The sequence below is a fragment of the Pseudomonas sp. S3_A03 genome, assembly GCF_054668275.1.
This window is the reverse complement of the sequence record NZ_CP162753.1, coordinates 564,308-577,870: the sequence shown is the minus strand read 5'-3', so window position 1 is coordinate 577,870 and position 13,563 is coordinate 564,308. Positions and strand designations below refer to the sequence as shown.

The window sequence follows — 13,563 nt, the reverse complement described above, 5'->3', positions numbered from 1 at the left end:
ATTTCACAACCTCACCCGTTCAGCAGGTGCCCCGCGATGAAACAAACTGGCTTTACCTTGATCGAGCTGATGGTAGTGCTGGTGATCATCGGCATCGCCAGTGCCGCCATCAGCCTGAGCATCAAGCCCGACCCACTGCACCTGCTGCGCAAGGACGCCGAGCGCCTCAGCCAACTGCTGCAAGTGGCCCAGGCCGAAGCCCGCGCCGACGGCCGCCCGATCACCTGGCGCGCCGACGCCAAGGGCTTTCGCTTCAACCGCCGCAGCGATGACGGGACAGCGATGGAAGGGTTCCAGGGCGACGCTCAACTGCGCCCGCGCGCATGGGAGAGCACGCCGATGCAAATCAACCTCGAACCCCGGCAAACCCTGGTGCTCGACGCAGAATGGATCAACCCGCCGCTGCGCCTAGTGCTGTCCGACGGCCAACACAGCCTCAGCCTGCAACGGGACGCGGCAGGCTTGATGCGCGTGGTCAGCCAGCCATGAACAACCCCCAGCAAGGCTTCACCCTGATCGAAGTGATGGTGGCGATCATGCTGATGGCCGTGGTCAGCCTGATCGCCTGGCGCGGTCTCGACAGCGTGACCCGTGCCGACCATCACGTGCAGGCAAGCACCGAGCAGACCGAAGCGCTGCTGCGGGTGTTGAACCAGATGCAACGGGACATCAGCCTGCGCGCCGGCGTGGAGCTGACCGGGCCCAAGGACGAGGCCGCCGGGCTCGCGGCCATAACGGTGCGCAGTTCCGACAGCCAAGGCTTTCGCCTGGACGTGATTCGCAGCGCCCCGGTGGCCGGCGATGGCCTGCAACGCGTGCGCTGGTGGCTCAAGGGCGACAGCCTGTACCGCGCGGCGGCGCCTGCACGGGATCGCTTCCCGCTGCCGCCGGCCAAAGACGGCGTGGTGGTGTTGAGCGGGGTCAGTGACGTGCAGGTACGGGTATGGGAAACGGACAAGGGGTGGCGGCAGTTGAGCGGCAACCGGCGCGAAGACCCGCTGGGACTGGAGATCAACCTGTTGCGCCAGACGCCGCAAGGGGTGGAGCGGTATCGGCAGGTAATCGGGCCGTTGCGATAAGGCCTGATGCCTGAGCTGCCGCTGAGCTAGCTCAACAGCACGACGCCACCGGGCAACTCGGTACATTTGGCCCCATACGCATCCCGAATCAACAGCGCCACCCCCGCCAATTGCTGCAAACTGAACCGCGCCTGCACCCGGCGCCGGCCCAGTTCCTGGTTGAGCAGCACCAGCATTCCCGGCCGGTAGCGGTTGATTTCATCCACCACCGTCGCCAGCGTGGCGTTGTTGAATACCAGCACCTGCTCACGCCAGGCCACCACCGCCTGGGTGTCCACGCTCGTCACTTCGCTGATGCCGGCCGCGCCGTAGCTCAATTGCCGGCCACTGCCCAGGTTCACACGATGGCCGCCAATGTCCACCGACAGCGCCCCGTCGATACAGGTGACGCAGACCGTGCGATCGGTGTGCCGCACGTTGAACCGCGCCTGCGCCGCGCTCACCCAGCCCTCGGCGGCCTGGACCTTGAGCGGCTGTACAGCCTGGGCGAGCACTTCGACTTCACCCTCAAGCAATTCGATACCCTGGCCCACCCGGCTGATGCGCGTCTGCGTATTGAGCTCCAGGCTCACACCCTCGCTCAACAGCACATGCCGCTGCTCACCGACCTCGGTGCGATAGTCCGCCGTGAGCCCGGCAAAACCACCCGGCACGCCGACCCGCACCATCACTACCGCCGCCGACGCGGCAATGGCGCCGCCCAGGAACGCGCGCCGGCCAAACTGACGCGGGCGCTGCGCCGTTTCGGCCGCCGCGCCCACGTGCCGCCACAACATTTTGGCGCGCTCGAACGCCTGGGCATGCTCCGGGCTCTGGGCGCACCAGGCTTTGAGCGCCTTGGCATCGGCCACGGTGGCGCGGCCCGAGGTCAGCAGAACCAGCCAGTCGCGGGCTTCGTCGTGCAAGGGGCTGGCGGCGTTTTGCCGGGCGATGGAGAAGCTAAAAATGTTCAAGCGCGCACGTACTCACGGTTTTATCAGGGACTCAACACTAAGACGGTTTTCCGGCCCCGGGACCGAACCGCTGGATGACTTTTCTTTCCAGGCGCTTGGCGCAGTGGCCCAGGGCGGCCTTGATTTCCTTTTCGACCATGCGCGTGGAAATGCCGAAACGCTGGGAGATTTCCAGGTGCGGCGCCTCCTCCAGGCGCGCGGCGATGAGGATCTTGCGTCGGCGCGCCGGCAGTTCGTAAAGGGCCTTGACCAGGGACTGGATTTCTTTCTGGCCGCCCACCACCCGCGACGGGTCCTGGGCTTCATCGGCGCTTTGCAGCAGCTCTTCCACCTCGCTGCCGGTAAGCAAACGCGCGTCGGCCTGGCGGCGGTCGGCGGCGATGTTCAGGGCCATGCGGTACAGGTAAGCGTTGGGTTGCGCGAGGTTCGGCGGCATGTCCATGCGGTCGACGCGCAGGTACGTTTCGTGCAGCACGTCGTTGGCCAGGTCCTCCGAGCCCAGGCGCTTGCGCAAACGGACCTTGAAGTCTTCGTAGGAGGCCAGGAACAAGCTGACCATCGTACTGTGCCCGGTATTTTTCATCCGCCCCAGGCTCCTTTTGCTGCTGTGCATTCCATGCGCGTTCCTGTTGTGTCGGGCATCAAAAGTAAAGTCACCGGTTGGCGCAATGAACTGGGCGCCGGGCGCTCCACCCGTGCAGTGCCCAGGCTGCGTACCAGTGCTTCATCGCGTTGTTCGTCGCCGGTGGAGCTGACCAGCCGGCTGTGTTCGATCAGCCCCTCACGGTTGACCCACACCTGCACCAGCGCGCGAAAACTGCCGGGGCGCGTGAGGGGCGACCGGCACAGGCTGGTTTCGATGGCCTGCTGCAAGGCCGTGGCATAGCTGTTATTGATCCGCGCGGCATTGCGCGCCGCCACGCCATGGGCCGGCGGCGGCTGGCTGACCTCGGGCAACTGCAAGGTAAACGCATCGCCGCGTGCATAACGTGCCATCAGGCCGCTTCCTGTCAGCAACATCGCCAGAGCCTCCTGCGCCGTAAAGCGCCCGCGCACCCCGATGGCGCGCCGGCCCCGCGTCAGCTCGCGGTCTACCAGCACGGCCATGCCGGTGGCGCGGCTATACGCTTGCAGTGCAGGCTCCAGGTCTTGCGCCGGCAGGTTCAGCAGCAACAGCGGTGCTTCTGCCTGCGCCAGGCGACCGCCGATCAGCAGCAACAGCAAGCCCAGGGCGCATACGGCGCGCCGACAGGCTCCCTGTTCACCCCCTGCTCCGCATCGCTGCACGGCCGACGCACCCTAGAAAACCGTCATCCTGAGGCCCGTTTATGAACCTGATGTTACGGTGATAGCAAAAAACATCACGGTGACGAGCAGGCCCGCTGCACTACACTTTGCAGCCTTACCGGCCCACTCCCGCGGCCCGCCAGGAGGCCATGATGAAGCTGCTCCCGTTGCTTGCCAGTGTGTTGCTGTATACCGCCGTGCCCGTGCTTGCCCAGGCCGACAACGCTGCGGGCGGTTGCACCGAGGTCACAGTGGATGGGTACAAGGCGCCCGACTATGGCTGCCTGGGCCAGCAGATGGGCAATGACACGAACGCGGCCAAGGCCGCGCAAAAGAACCGCGAGGCGCAGCAGCTTTCGGTCCAGAAACGAACGCCGAATGCGCTGGGCTTGTCGACCCCGGCGGCGACGGGAGTGCGCATGGGTAATACGTTTGGAACATCCGTCAAACCACAACGGCCGTAAGGCCAATCGACGCGCGTAGACGCTGAAACGTTCAACCAAGCACGTCCATACAATTCCCCCGCGCCCCTGCCCCTAACCTCACGGCTTTCTATCCCGTAGAAGCGCTGGAGAATGGGCATGCGTAACAAAGCAATCAAAGTAACCGTGGCATTGACGCTGCTGGCGAGCGCAATGATGGGCAATGCCTTCGCGGCAACCCCGAGCGTGGCCGTGGCGCCGCAATATGACACCAGCCATGTGTATGTCGCCCCGGCGGATGTGGACCGTTTCGCCCAAAGCTTCCTGGCCACCTTCGGCGGCAAGAGCACCGCCCAGGTGGTGGTGAATGTGCTGCCGGTGCCGAGCAGCACCACCTCGCAACTGCTGCAGACGCCGGCGGGCACGGTATCGCTGTTCGGCTTTACCACACCGATCCCGCACCCGTTTGGCCAGGAGCGCAACGGCTATCTGGTCAAGGACATGGACGTCGCGCTCAAGGCCGCCCGCGACAACGGCGCGGCGGTGATCGTCAGCGATTTCCCGGACCCCATCGGGCGCGACGCGGTGGTGCAATGGCCGGGCGGCGTCAACATGCAGCTCTACTGGCACACCAAGACCCCGGACTATGCCGCCTTCCAGACCGTACCGGAAAACCGCGTGTACCTCAGCGCCGAGCGGGCCGACGCCTTTATCAAAGGGTTCGTGGGCTTCTCCCACGGCAAAATACTGGCCGATGACCAGCACGCGCCGGGCATCGATGTAGGCCAAGCCAGCGGCACCTACCGGCGTGTCGATATCGAGTCGCCGTTCGGGCGCATGGCGGTGCTGGTAACCAACGGCCAACTGCCCTACCCCTTCGGCCACGAAACCACCGGCTACCAGGTGGCCGACCTGAGCGCCACGCTGGGCAAAGCCACCGGCTCCGGTGCCAAAGTGGTGGTGCCGGCGTTCGACAGCAAGGTCGTCGCAGCGCGCTGGTCGAATTCCCCGGCGGCTACGTCGCGGAAATTCACCAACTCAACGCCGCAAAATGATGCGCCGTACAGGCTGGAGCCTGGCCGTGCTGTGGCCGCTGCTCGCCGGCAGCGTCCACGCCGACGAGCAACCGACGCGGCCGGCCATCAAGGCCAATCGCTGGCAGGAAGACTGGTCCGTACTGCAGAACCCGGCGCTGCGCACGCAAGCGCTGGACAACCTCAAGTACATCCCGTTGTCAGGCGCCAACCCGTACACCTACCTGTCGCTCGGGGCGACCTTGCGCGAGCGCTTCGAGATGAACGACGCCAGTGGCTTCGGCGTGAAGAATGTGCAGCGTGATCGCTACCTGATCCAGCGCTTGCAGGTACACGCCGACCTGCATCTGAACGAACACTGGCGGGTATTTACCCAGCTGGAAGATGTGCGGGCGTACGACAAGACCACCGTCGGTGGCGCCGACCAGAACCGCGTCGATTTGCGCCTGGCCTTTGCCGAGTACGTCAACACCTTCGACAGCGGCACGTTCAAGGCGCGAGCCGGGCGTCAGGACTTTGCCTTCGACTTGCAGCGCTTTATCTCCTCGCGGGACGGCCCGAATGTGCGGCAGTCGTTCGATGCGCTGTGGGCCGACTGGGAGACCACCCACTGGCGCTTTATCGGCATCGCCAGCCAGCCGGTGCAGTACCAGGACGGTCGACATTTCGACGACAAGTCCAACAGCGACGCGCGCTTTCACATGGTGCGCGTCGAGCGGCTGGTGGGTGGCAAGAACGAGCTGTCGGCCTACTACGGCGTGTATGAACGCAGCGCCGCGCATTACCTGGATGCCGACGGTGACGAGACCCGCCACCTGTTCGATGCGCGCCTGGGCGGCGCGGCCATGGGGTTCGACTGGGACATCGAAGCGATGCTGCAAAGTGGCTCGGTGGGCAGCAAGGACATTCATGCCTGGGCCGGCGGCAGCCGCACCGGCTACACCTTTGACAGCCTGGCCTGGAAACCGCGCATCGGCCTGCAACTGGACATCGCCTCGGGCGATCGCAAGGCGGGTGACGGCACCCTCGGCACCTTCAACCCGCTGTTTCCCAACGGCTATTACTTTTCCCTGGCGGGCTACACCGGCTACAGCAACCTGATCCACGTCAAGCCATCGATCACCGTCAAGCCCCTCGACAAGCTCAGCGTGCAAACCGCCGTCGGCCTGTTGTGGCGGCAAACCACCGATGATGCGGTGTACACCCAGCCCAACCTGCCGGTGGCGGGAACCGCCGGCCAGGGTGATCGCTGGACCGGGGCCTACGCGCAACTGCGTACCGACTATGGCTTCACCCCCAACCTCACCGGCGCGGTCGAAGCGGTGCACTACGCGGTGGGCCAGACCCTGCGCGATGCCGGCGGCGCGGACAGTAATTACCTGGGGGTCGAACTCAAGTTCAGTTGGTAGCCCCAAACAAGCACACCGGTACAAGCCGTGAAGCCGGTTTAACGGCCATAGTAATCCCGCGTTTTACCCACCCCTATCAAGGAGTTTTGCATGAGCACATTCGTTGCCAAAGACGGTACCCAGATCTACTTCAAGGACTGGGGCAGCGGCAAGCCCGTGCTGTTCAGCCACGGCTGGCCGCTGGATGCCGACATGTGGGAATACCAGATGGAATACCTGAGCAGCCGCGGCTACCGCACCATCGCGTTCGACCGCCGTGGTTTTGGCCGTTCGGACCAGCCGTGGACCGGCAACGACTACAACACCTTCGCCGACGATATCGCGCAGTTGATCGAACACCTGGACCTCAAGGACGTGACCCTGGTGGGCTTCTCCATGGGCGGTGGCGACGTCGCGCGCTACATCGCCCGCCACGGCAGCGCCCGTGTTGCCGGCCTGGTGCTGTTGGGCGCGGTGACGCCGATCTTCGGGCAGCAACCGGATTACGCCCAAGGCGTGCCGCTGGAAGTGTTCGCGGGTATCAAGGACGGTTTGCTCAAGGACCGTGCGCAGTTCATCTCAGACTTCAACACCCCGTTCTTTGGCCTCAACAAAGGCCAGGTGGTGTCTGAAGGCACCCTGAGCCAGACCCTGCAGATCGCCATGCTGGCCTCGCTCAAGTCGACCGTGGACTGCGTCACCGCGTTCTCCGAAACCGACTTCCGCCCGGACATGGCCAAAATCGACGTGCCGACCCTGGTGATCCACGGCGACGGCGACCAGATCGTACCGTTCGAAACCACTGGCAAGGTGGCGGCCGAGATGATCAAGGGCGCCGAGTTGAAGGTCTACAAGGACGCGCCCCACGGGTTCGCCGTGACCCACGCCCAGGCGTTGAACGAAGACTTGCTGGCGTTCCTGAACCGCTGAAACAGCTGAAACACCGCTCTCCTTATTTGGCCGGGCTTGCCCGGCCCTTTTATTCAGGCAAACCGCCCGCCCAATGTGAAGCGACCCGGCCCGGCGAGCAGTACGCTGGTAAAGATGATCAGCAGCAACCAGCCGAACTGCCCTTCCAACAACGTCCACTGCGGATGCACCACCAGCATGGCGATCAACAGCACCGCCAGGATCGGCAAGCAGGCCAGGCGCACCAGCACCCCGGCGACGATCAACACGGGGCACAGCACCTCGGCAAAAATCGCCAGTAGCAAGGTCATGTGCGCGCCCAAATGAAACGGGTCTTCGATCTGCTTCAACTGTTCGCTGTAGTCGAGCACCTTGGGCAAGCCATGCACCCACAGCAGGAACAGCGCCCCGCTCGCCCGTAGAAACAACAGCCCCAGATCCCGGTGTTTTGATTCGTTCATATGCGCTCCCTGTAGATGGTTATCGACGTCGATTGTGTCCACCGAGGCGCATGCACGCTTGCAAGCCTGTGCTGACCTTTACTCCCCCGTGCCGGCGAACGCCGTGACGATTTCCTCGATCACCGCGCGCACCCGTGCGGTGTGACGCAGGTCGGCGTGGGTCACCAGCCACACGTCATACGGCAACGGCCGTACACGCTGCGGCCACAGGCGCACCAGGCCGTCGCGTTCGCCGGTGCACACCGGGATCTCACCGATGCCCAGCCCGGCCGCGATGGCGCGGCGCACCAACAGGCTGGAACTCAACGCCGCGACGATGCGCCCCCGGCCCAGAGGTTCGCTGACCAGCGTCAGGTCCTTGTGGGTTTGCAGGTAGGGTTGGTAGACCACCAGGTCGTGGCCGTCGAACAGGCCGCCCGGCTCAGGGCTGCCGTGGCGCTCGATATAGGCCTGCGACGCAAACAGCCCCACCGGCCAACGGGCGATGCGCCGGGCGATCAGATCGGGATTGTCGGGACGGGTATTGCGCACGGCGATATCGGCTTCGCGCTTGGCCAGGCTGAGGATCTGGGTGGAGGCGTCCAGTTGCACGCGCACATCCGGGTGCTTGCCGTGCAGGCTGGCGATGGCCGGGATCAGGAAATCGATGGCCAGGGAGTCAGTGGTGCTGACCCGCACGATACCGGTCAGGCGGTCGTCCAGGCCTTGGATCTGGCGCTCCAGGTCCAGGGCCGAGCGCTCCATTTTTTCCACCGAGTGCAGCGCGGCCTCGCCCACGGCGGTCAGCGCATAGCCTTCGGAGGTGCGCAGGAACAAGGTCGCGCTCAAGGATTTTTCCAGGGCATTGATCCGCCGCCCGACCGTGGCCTGATCCACCCCCAACACCCGTGCGGCACCGCGCAATGTGGACTCGCGGCATACCGCCAGGAAAACCCTCGCATCATCCCAATTCATCTCCGCTCCCGCTGCATATATGCATCATCGTGCCGTGTAATCGCTGCATTATTGCACCTTCAATCCTGGATATGCTGGGCACCGGAAAAATCCTCAGGATCGCCATCATGCACGACACCCCACCCCGCAGCGCTGTCTGGCTGCCGATCTTCGCCGGTTTGTGCGCCAGCCTGGTCAGCATCGGCCTGGCGCGCTTTGCCTACACCCCGTTGATTCCTTCGTTGATCCAGGCCCATTGGTTCAGCGCCAGCGATGTGGTGTACCTCGGCGCCGCCAACCTGGTCGGCTACTTGATCGGCGCGTTGATCGGTCGGCCCATCGCTCAGCGCACCTCCAACAAAACCGCCCTGCGCCTGATGATGGTGGCGGTGACCCTGGCGTTTTTTGCCTGTGGTTTTCCGCTGTCGCTGACCTGGTTCTTCGGCTGGCGCCTGCTGTCGGGCATCGCCGGCGGCGCGATCATGGTACTGGTGGCCGCGACCGTGCTGCCGCATGTTCCCGTCGCGCGCCGGGGCCTGGCCAGTGGTGCGATTTTTCTCGGGATCGGCCTGGGCATTGCCGGTTCCGGCACGCTGGTGCCGCCGCTGTTGAGCCTTGGCCTTGCGCAAACCTGGTTCGGCCTCGGCCTGCTGGCCGTGGCGCTGACGGCCGCCAGCTGGTGTGCCTGGCCCAGTGGCACGCCGCAGCAAGCGCCGACGCCATCGGGCGTCTCTGCACCCACACCGCCGGCCGTCTATCTGCTGTTTGCGCAATACGCCTTTATGGCTGCGGGCCTGGTGCCGGCGATGGTGTTCCTGGTCGACTACGTGGCCCGGGGCCTGGGTGCCGGGGCGCATGTGGGGGCGATGATCTGGGTGATGTACGGCCTGGGTTCGATTGCGGGGCCGGTGACCTACGGTTTTCTGGCGGATACGCTGGGCGCGCGCTTGAGTATCCGCCTGGTGCTGGTGGTGCAGGCCATCGCGGTGGGCGCATTGGCAATGGCGAGTGACTTCATGGCCCTCGCCACCCTGGCGGTGATCCTCGGTTCGTTCCCGCCAGGCATCGTGCCGCTGGCGCTGGCGCGGGTGCACGAGCTGATCCCCAACCATCACCAGCAACAAGTGGCCTGGAGCCGCGCGACCGTCTCCTTTGCCACGTTCCAGGCGATTGCAGGCTTTGCCTATTCGGCGCTGTTCAATCTCAGCGGCGGCCAGCATGCTCTGTTGTTCGTAATCGCCGCCGTGGCAATCGTGGTTGCGCTGGCGCTGGAACTGGGCATGATCCTGCTGAACCGCCGACCGCTCGATACGGTCCCAACCCATACGCTCATCGCTGCAGGTACTCTCAAATGACGCTTCCCAACGACATGACCCTGATTGAAATCACCACCCCTGGCGACCCGGATGTGCTGCAACCGCGCCAGGTCGACGTGCCGGTGGCCGGCCCCGGCGAGATCCTGATTCGCGTGCACGCCGCCGGGGTCAACCGCCCCGACGCCCTACAACGTGCCGGCAAGTACCCGATGAAACCCGGCATGAGCCCGTACCCCCGGCCTGGAAGTGGCCGGTGAAGTGGCGGCATTGGGCGACGGTGTGTCGGCGTTCAAACTGGGTGACAAGGTGTGCGCGCTGACCAACGGCGGCGGCTACGCGCAGTATTGCGCGGTGCCTGCCGGCCAGGCGCTGCCGGTCCCCAAGGGCATGGACTGGATTCAGGCCGCTGCGGTGCCGGAAACTTTCTTCACCGTGTGGGCCAACCTGTTCGGCCTCGGTGATGCGCACACCGGCCAGCGCGTGCTGATCCATGGCGGCACCAGTGGCATCGGCACCACCGCGCTGATGCTGTGCCGCGAGTTCGGTATACAGGCCTTCGCCACCGCCGGCAGCGCCGACAAATGCGCGGCCATTGCCAAGTTGGGTGGGGAGCCGATCAATTACCGCGAGCAGGACTTCGCCGAGGTCATCAGCCAACAGACCTACGGCAAGGGCGTGGACGTGATCCTCGACATCATGGGCGGCTCGTACCTCAACAACAACCTCAAGGCCCTGGCCATGGACGGGCATCTGGTGATGCTGGGTTTCCTCGGCGGCGCCAGGGCCAATGACGTTGACCTGCTGACCATCCTCGGCAAGCGCGCGGTGATCACCGGCTCGCTGCTGCGCGCGCGCACCCGTGAAGAAAAAGCCGCGATCGCCGAACAACTGCGCGAGTACATCTGGCCGGTACTGGAGGCCGGGCGCTGCCTGCCGATCATCGACAAGGTCTATGCCTACACCGACGCGGCCCAGGCCCATGCGCGGATGGAAGGTGGGGATCATATTGGCAAGATTGTGTTGCAAGTCAGCTGACCTGACAGCCCCGACGGCTCAAGGGTTTGAGGTGCTTGGCCTCAAGCCCGGCCTTGTGAAAATCTCAAACCAAATGGAGTTTCCCTGTGGGGGCCGCGTGTTTATCCGGGGTACGTGGGGTAGTCGGTATAGCCCACTGCCCCGCCGCCATACATGCCCTCTTCCCGCAGTGGGTTCAGCGGCCAGCCGTTGAACAAGCGTTGCGGCAGGTCTGGGTTGGCAATGAACGGTCGCCCGAACGCGATCAAATCCGCCAGCCCCGCGTCCACCAGTTTGGCAGCGCGTTCAGCGGTGTAGCGCCCGGCGTAGATAATGCGCCCGCTGAAGGTGCTGCGTACGGCTTCACGGAAGCTGTCGGGCAGCACGGGCGCGTTGTCCCAATCGGCCTCGGCGATGGAGACATAGGCAATGCCCGAAGCTTGCAGCACCTTGATCGCTTCGATATAGGTGTGGTGCGGGTCTTCTTCCACCAGGCCGATGTAGACGCGGTCCTCGTCGGTGCCGCTGAACAACGGTGAAAAACGCACGCCCAGGCGTTCCGGCCCGACCACCTTGCACACGGCTTCGACGATCTCGCGCAGAAAGCGCAGGCGGTTTTCCAGGGAGCCGCCGTATTCATCATCACGGGTGTTGGAATGGGCCGAGATGAACTGGTTGACCAGGTAACCATTGGCCGCGTGGATTTCCACCCCGTCGAACCCTGCGTCCAGCGCATTGCGTGCCGCTTGTGCGTAGTACCCGACCAGTTCCTCGATCTCCAGCACGGCCAAGGCACGCGGCACGGGTGGCGACATCAATTCTCCAACCCCAGCACCGGTTTCAATAAAGGCCTTGGCCTGCAACGCCGGCAGCGCGGAAGGCGCCACCGGTGCGGCGCCGCCCGGCTGCAAGGCGTTATGGGACACCCGCCCCACATGCCACAACTGAGCGAAGATCACCCCGCCTTCGGCATGCACCGCGTCGGTGACCTTGCGCCAGCCATTGATCTGCGCCGGAGTGTAGATGCCCGGTGTCCACGCATAACCCTGGCCACGCGGTTCGATCTGCGTGCCCTCGCTGATCATGAAACCGGCGCCGGCGCGCTGGCGGTAATACTCGGCCATCAGGTCGGTGGCGATATCACCGGGTTGCGCGCTGCGCTGACGGGTCAACGGTGGCAGCACCACGCGGTTGTTCAAGGTGCGGTGCCCCAGCTTTACCGGGGTGTTCAAAATACGGTCATTCATAGCGGATCTACCAAATTCAGGACGAGTAAACGCATTGGCGGCCCGTTTGGGTCGCCAATGAATGGAGCGGTCAGTCAGGTCAAGCGGTGAGTTTCAGCAGGGCCTTGGCCACCTCGCTGGAACTGCCGGGGTTCTGCCCGGTGACCAGCAGGCCATCGACGATCACGAAGGACTGCCAATCGGCACCCTTCTCGTACTGGCCGCCCAACTGCTTGAATTCATCTTCAATCAGGAACGGCACCACCTTGGTCAGGCCGACCGCTTCCTCTTCCGAGTTGGAGAAGCCGGTAACGCGACGGCCCTTGATCAACGGCTCGCCGTTGACCGCCTTGACGTGACGCAAGGCGCCCGGCGCGTGGCAGACAAAACCAACCGGCTTGCCGGCACGCTCAAACGCTTCGATCAGCGCGATGGACACCGGCGACTCCGCCAGGTCCCACAGCGGGCCGTGGCCGCCTGGGTAGAACACGGTGTCGAAGTCGTCGGCGTTGACTGTGTCCAGCTTCACCGTGGTGGCCAGGGCCTGCTGCGCGGCCGGGTCCTTGCCAAAGCGCTCAGTCTGCTCGGTTTGCGCATCCGGCTCATCGCTCTTAGGGTCCAACGGAGGCTGGCCACCGGCAGGGGATGCCAGCACCACCTCGGCACCGGCGCCCTTGAACACGTAATAGGGAGCGGCAAACTCTTCGAGCCAGAAACCGGTCTTGCGCCCGGTATCGCCAAGCTGGTCGTGAGAGGTCAGTACCATTAATACTTTCATGTTCCAGTGCCTCGATCAGTGAATGTCAGTGTGTTCAGGGTGACCCAAGAGCTGTCGGGTCAGCAGCAGCGCCTCGTCGAAGGCGCGGGTGTACGGGTGATCTTGCTCATCACGCTGGCGCCCAGCCATAACGCGTAAAGCTGAGGGGCCAGTTGTTGTGCGCTGTGCCCAAGGTTCAGCGAGCCTTCGTCGACGCCACGTTGCAGGGCTATCGCCAGCAGTTCGATGGTGCGTGACGTACCGCGCTGCAACGCCAAACGCATCGGCTCTGAAAGATCGGACACCTCGGCACCCAGTTTGACGGCAAGGCATTTACCCGCGTCGGTGCAGCCGGTCTGGTTGTCGGTCCAGGCTTGCCAGTAGCGCATCAACTTGGCGCAGTGGGTCAAACCGGGCTGATCGAACAGTTGCCGCATGCCGCGCACGTAGTTGTCGAAGTAGCTATCGAGCAACACCACGCCGAACGCATCCTTGGAGCTGAAGTAGTGATAAAACGAGCCTTTGGGCACTGCGGCGGCCTGGAGGATTTCGTTCAGGCCCACCGCAGTAAACCCTTTGCGGCCGACAAGCACTTGCGCCGTGTCGAGAATGGTCTGCCGTGCACTTTTGGTTTCGCTGTTCATGCTTGATCCCGTCCGATTAGACCAGTCGTCTAGTTCGTTGGGGCCATGTTAGAAGCCGCGCCGGACGCTCACAATGTCAGATGCGCAAGGATTACGGACATGCCGCGAAGTCGGTTGCCGTTTGCCAGGCACGCGCCGAC

At 64.2% G+C, this 13,563-nt stretch carries 13 protein-coding genes and 3 pseudogenes; 8 read left to right on the top strand and 8 right to left on the bottom strand.

Annotated features, from left to right (window positions below; genetic code table 11):
* Window positions 1-36 precede the first annotated feature (36 nt).
* Window positions 37-489, top strand: coding sequence for a type II secretion system minor pseudopilin GspH (gene gspH / locus AB4O25_RS02675; RefSeq protein WP_017530232.1), 453 nt, complete (start codon window positions 37-39; stop codon window positions 487-489).
* A complete protein-coding gene (locus AB4O25_RS02670) occupies window positions 486-1,079 on the top strand; it encodes a PulJ/GspJ family protein (protein ID WP_460150426.1) in 594 nt (197 codons plus the stop codon). The genes gspH and AB4O25_RS02670 overlap by 4 nt, the downstream gene beginning before the upstream one ends.
* Window positions 1,080-1,105: 26 nt before the next feature.
* Here AB4O25_RS02670 and AB4O25_RS02665 read toward each other — a convergent pair whose 3' ends face one another.
* The 3 genes from AB4O25_RS02665 to AB4O25_RS02655 are packed head-to-tail and all read right to left on the bottom strand — an operon-like array spanning window position 1,106 to window position 3,256.
* The gene (locus tag AB4O25_RS02665; protein ID WP_017530230.1) at window positions 1,106-2,032 is read right to left on the bottom strand and encodes a FecR family protein; all 927 of its coding nucleotides are present in this window, start codon (window positions 2,030-2,032) and stop codon (window positions 1,106-1,108) included.
* 37 nt (window positions 2,033-2,069) lie between these two features.
* Window positions 2,070-2,615 carry an RNA polymerase sigma factor gene (locus AB4O25_RS02660; RefSeq protein ID WP_017530229.1) on the bottom strand — a complete coding sequence of 182 codons (546 nt, stop codon included), beginning with the start codon at window positions 2,613-2,615 and terminating at the stop codon, window positions 2,070-2,072.
* Complete coding sequence (locus AB4O25_RS02655; protein ID WP_017530228.1) at window positions 2,612-3,256, bottom strand: secretin and TonB N-terminal domain-containing protein; 645 nt, start codon at window positions 3,254-3,256, stop codon at window positions 2,612-2,614. Before AB4O25_RS02655 ends, AB4O25_RS02660 begins: the two co-directional genes overlap by 4 nt.
* Before the next feature lie 215 nt (window positions 3,257-3,471).
* Between AB4O25_RS02655 and AB4O25_RS02650 the strand changes: the two genes are divergently transcribed.
* From AB4O25_RS02650 to AB4O25_RS02635, 4 genes and pseudogenes are all read left to right on the top strand, one after another.
* A complete protein-coding gene (locus AB4O25_RS02650) occupies window positions 3,472-3,783 on the top strand; it encodes a hypothetical protein (RefSeq protein WP_017530227.1) in 312 nt (103 codons plus the stop codon).
* A gap of 117 nt (window positions 3,784-3,900) precedes the next feature.
* Window positions 3,901-4,796: pseudogene (locus AB4O25_RS02645) on the top strand (VOC family protein).
* The gene (locus AB4O25_RS02640) at window positions 4,793-6,184 is read left to right on the top strand and encodes an alginate export family protein (RefSeq protein WP_460150425.1); all 1,392 of its coding nucleotides are present in this window, start codon (window positions 4,793-4,795) and stop codon (window positions 6,182-6,184) included. Before AB4O25_RS02645 ends, AB4O25_RS02640 begins: the two are co-directional and overlap by 4 nt.
* Before the next feature lie 90 nt (window positions 6,185-6,274).
* Complete coding sequence (locus AB4O25_RS02635; RefSeq protein WP_017530224.1) at window positions 6,275-7,093, top strand: alpha/beta fold hydrolase; 819 nt, start codon at window positions 6,275-6,277, stop codon at window positions 7,091-7,093.
* A 53-nt stretch (window positions 7,094-7,146) separates the two neighbouring features.
* On the opposite strand, the gene AB4O25_RS02630 is transcribed toward AB4O25_RS02635, so the two are convergent.
* Together AB4O25_RS02630 and AB4O25_RS02625 are read right to left on the bottom strand one after the other, a co-directional pair.
* Window positions 7,147-7,533: a DoxX family protein gene (locus AB4O25_RS02630; protein ID WP_460150424.1), complete on the bottom strand. Its 387-nt coding sequence runs from the start codon at window positions 7,531-7,533 to the stop codon at window positions 7,147-7,149.
* A 78-nt stretch (window positions 7,534-7,611) separates the two neighbouring features.
* Window positions 7,612-8,487, bottom strand: a complete 876-nt coding sequence (locus AB4O25_RS02625; RefSeq protein ID WP_137220409.1) for a LysR family transcriptional regulator — start codon at window positions 8,485-8,487, stop codon at window positions 7,612-7,614.
* A 107-nt stretch (window positions 8,488-8,594) separates the two neighbouring features.
* Here AB4O25_RS02625 and AB4O25_RS02620 point away from each other — a divergent pair, with 107 nt between their 5' ends.
* Both AB4O25_RS02620 and AB4O25_RS02615 read left to right on the top strand, forming a co-directional pair.
* Window positions 8,595-9,821 (top strand): YbfB/YjiJ family MFS transporter, encoded by a 1,227-nt coding sequence (locus AB4O25_RS02620; protein WP_460150423.1) that lies wholly within the window; start codon window positions 8,595-8,597, stop codon window positions 9,819-9,821.
* Window positions 9,818-10,817: pseudogene (locus AB4O25_RS02615) on the top strand (NAD(P)H-quinone oxidoreductase). The gene AB4O25_RS02620 and the pseudogene AB4O25_RS02615 overlap by 4 nt, the downstream one beginning before the upstream one ends.
* Window positions 10,818-10,918: 101 nt before the next feature.
* Here AB4O25_RS02615 and AB4O25_RS02610 read toward each other — a convergent pair.
* The 3 genes and pseudogenes from AB4O25_RS02610 to AB4O25_RS02600 form a co-directional block, all read right to left on the bottom strand.
* The gene (locus AB4O25_RS02610; protein ID WP_017530219.1) at window positions 10,919-12,043 is read right to left on the bottom strand and encodes an alkene reductase; all 1,125 of its coding nucleotides are present in this window, start codon (window positions 12,041-12,043) and stop codon (window positions 10,919-10,921) included.
* 79 nt (window positions 12,044-12,122) lie between these two features.
* Entirely contained in the window at window positions 12,123-12,800 is a 678-nt protein-coding gene (locus AB4O25_RS02605) for a type 1 glutamine amidotransferase domain-containing protein (protein ID WP_068932214.1), read from the bottom strand.
* Window positions 12,797-13,423: pseudogene (locus tag AB4O25_RS02600) on the bottom strand (TetR/AcrR family transcriptional regulator). Before AB4O25_RS02600 ends, AB4O25_RS02605 begins: the two are co-directional and overlap by 4 nt.
* Window positions 13,424-13,563 lie beyond the last annotated feature (140 nt).

Excerpts from the sequence above, each read along its gene's own strand:
- AB4O25_RS02650 (WP_017530227.1), top strand. The coding sequence starts at position 3,472 with ATGAAGCTGCTCCCGTTGCTTGCCAGTGTGTTGCTGTATACCGCCGTG.
- AB4O25_RS02605 (WP_068932214.1), bottom strand. The coding sequence starts at position 12,800 with ATGAAAGTATTAATGGTACTGACCTCTCACGACCAGCTTGGCGATACC.
- AB4O25_RS02640 (WP_460150425.1), top strand. The coding sequence starts at position 4,793 with ATGATGCGCCGTACAGGCTGGAGCCTGGCCGTGCTGTGGCCGCTGCTC.
- AB4O25_RS02625 (WP_137220409.1), bottom strand. The coding sequence starts at position 8,487 with ATGAATTGGGATGATGCGAGGGTTTTCCTGGCGGTATGCCGCGAGTCC.
- AB4O25_RS02620 (WP_460150423.1), top strand. The coding sequence starts at position 8,595 with ATGCACGACACCCCACCCCGCAGCGCTGTCTGGCTGCCGATCTTCGCC.
- AB4O25_RS02635 (WP_017530224.1), top strand. The coding sequence starts at position 6,275 with ATGAGCACATTCGTTGCCAAAGACGGTACCCAGATCTACTTCAAGGAC.
- AB4O25_RS02660 (WP_017530229.1), bottom strand. The coding sequence starts at position 2,615 with ATGAAAAATACCGGGCACAGTACGATGGTCAGCTTGTTCCTGGCCTCC.
- AB4O25_RS02630 (WP_460150424.1), bottom strand. The coding sequence starts at position 7,533 with ATGAACGAATCAAAACACCGGGATCTGGGGCTGTTGTTTCTACGGGCG.
- gspH (WP_017530232.1), top strand. The coding sequence starts at position 37 with ATGAAACAAACTGGCTTTACCTTGATCGAGCTGATGGTAGTGCTGGTG.
- AB4O25_RS02670 (WP_460150426.1), top strand. The coding sequence starts at position 486 with ATGAACAACCCCCAGCAAGGCTTCACCCTGATCGAAGTGATGGTGGCG.
- AB4O25_RS02610 (WP_017530219.1), bottom strand. The coding sequence starts at position 12,043 with ATGAATGACCGTATTTTGAACACCCCGGTAAAGCTGGGGCACCGCACC.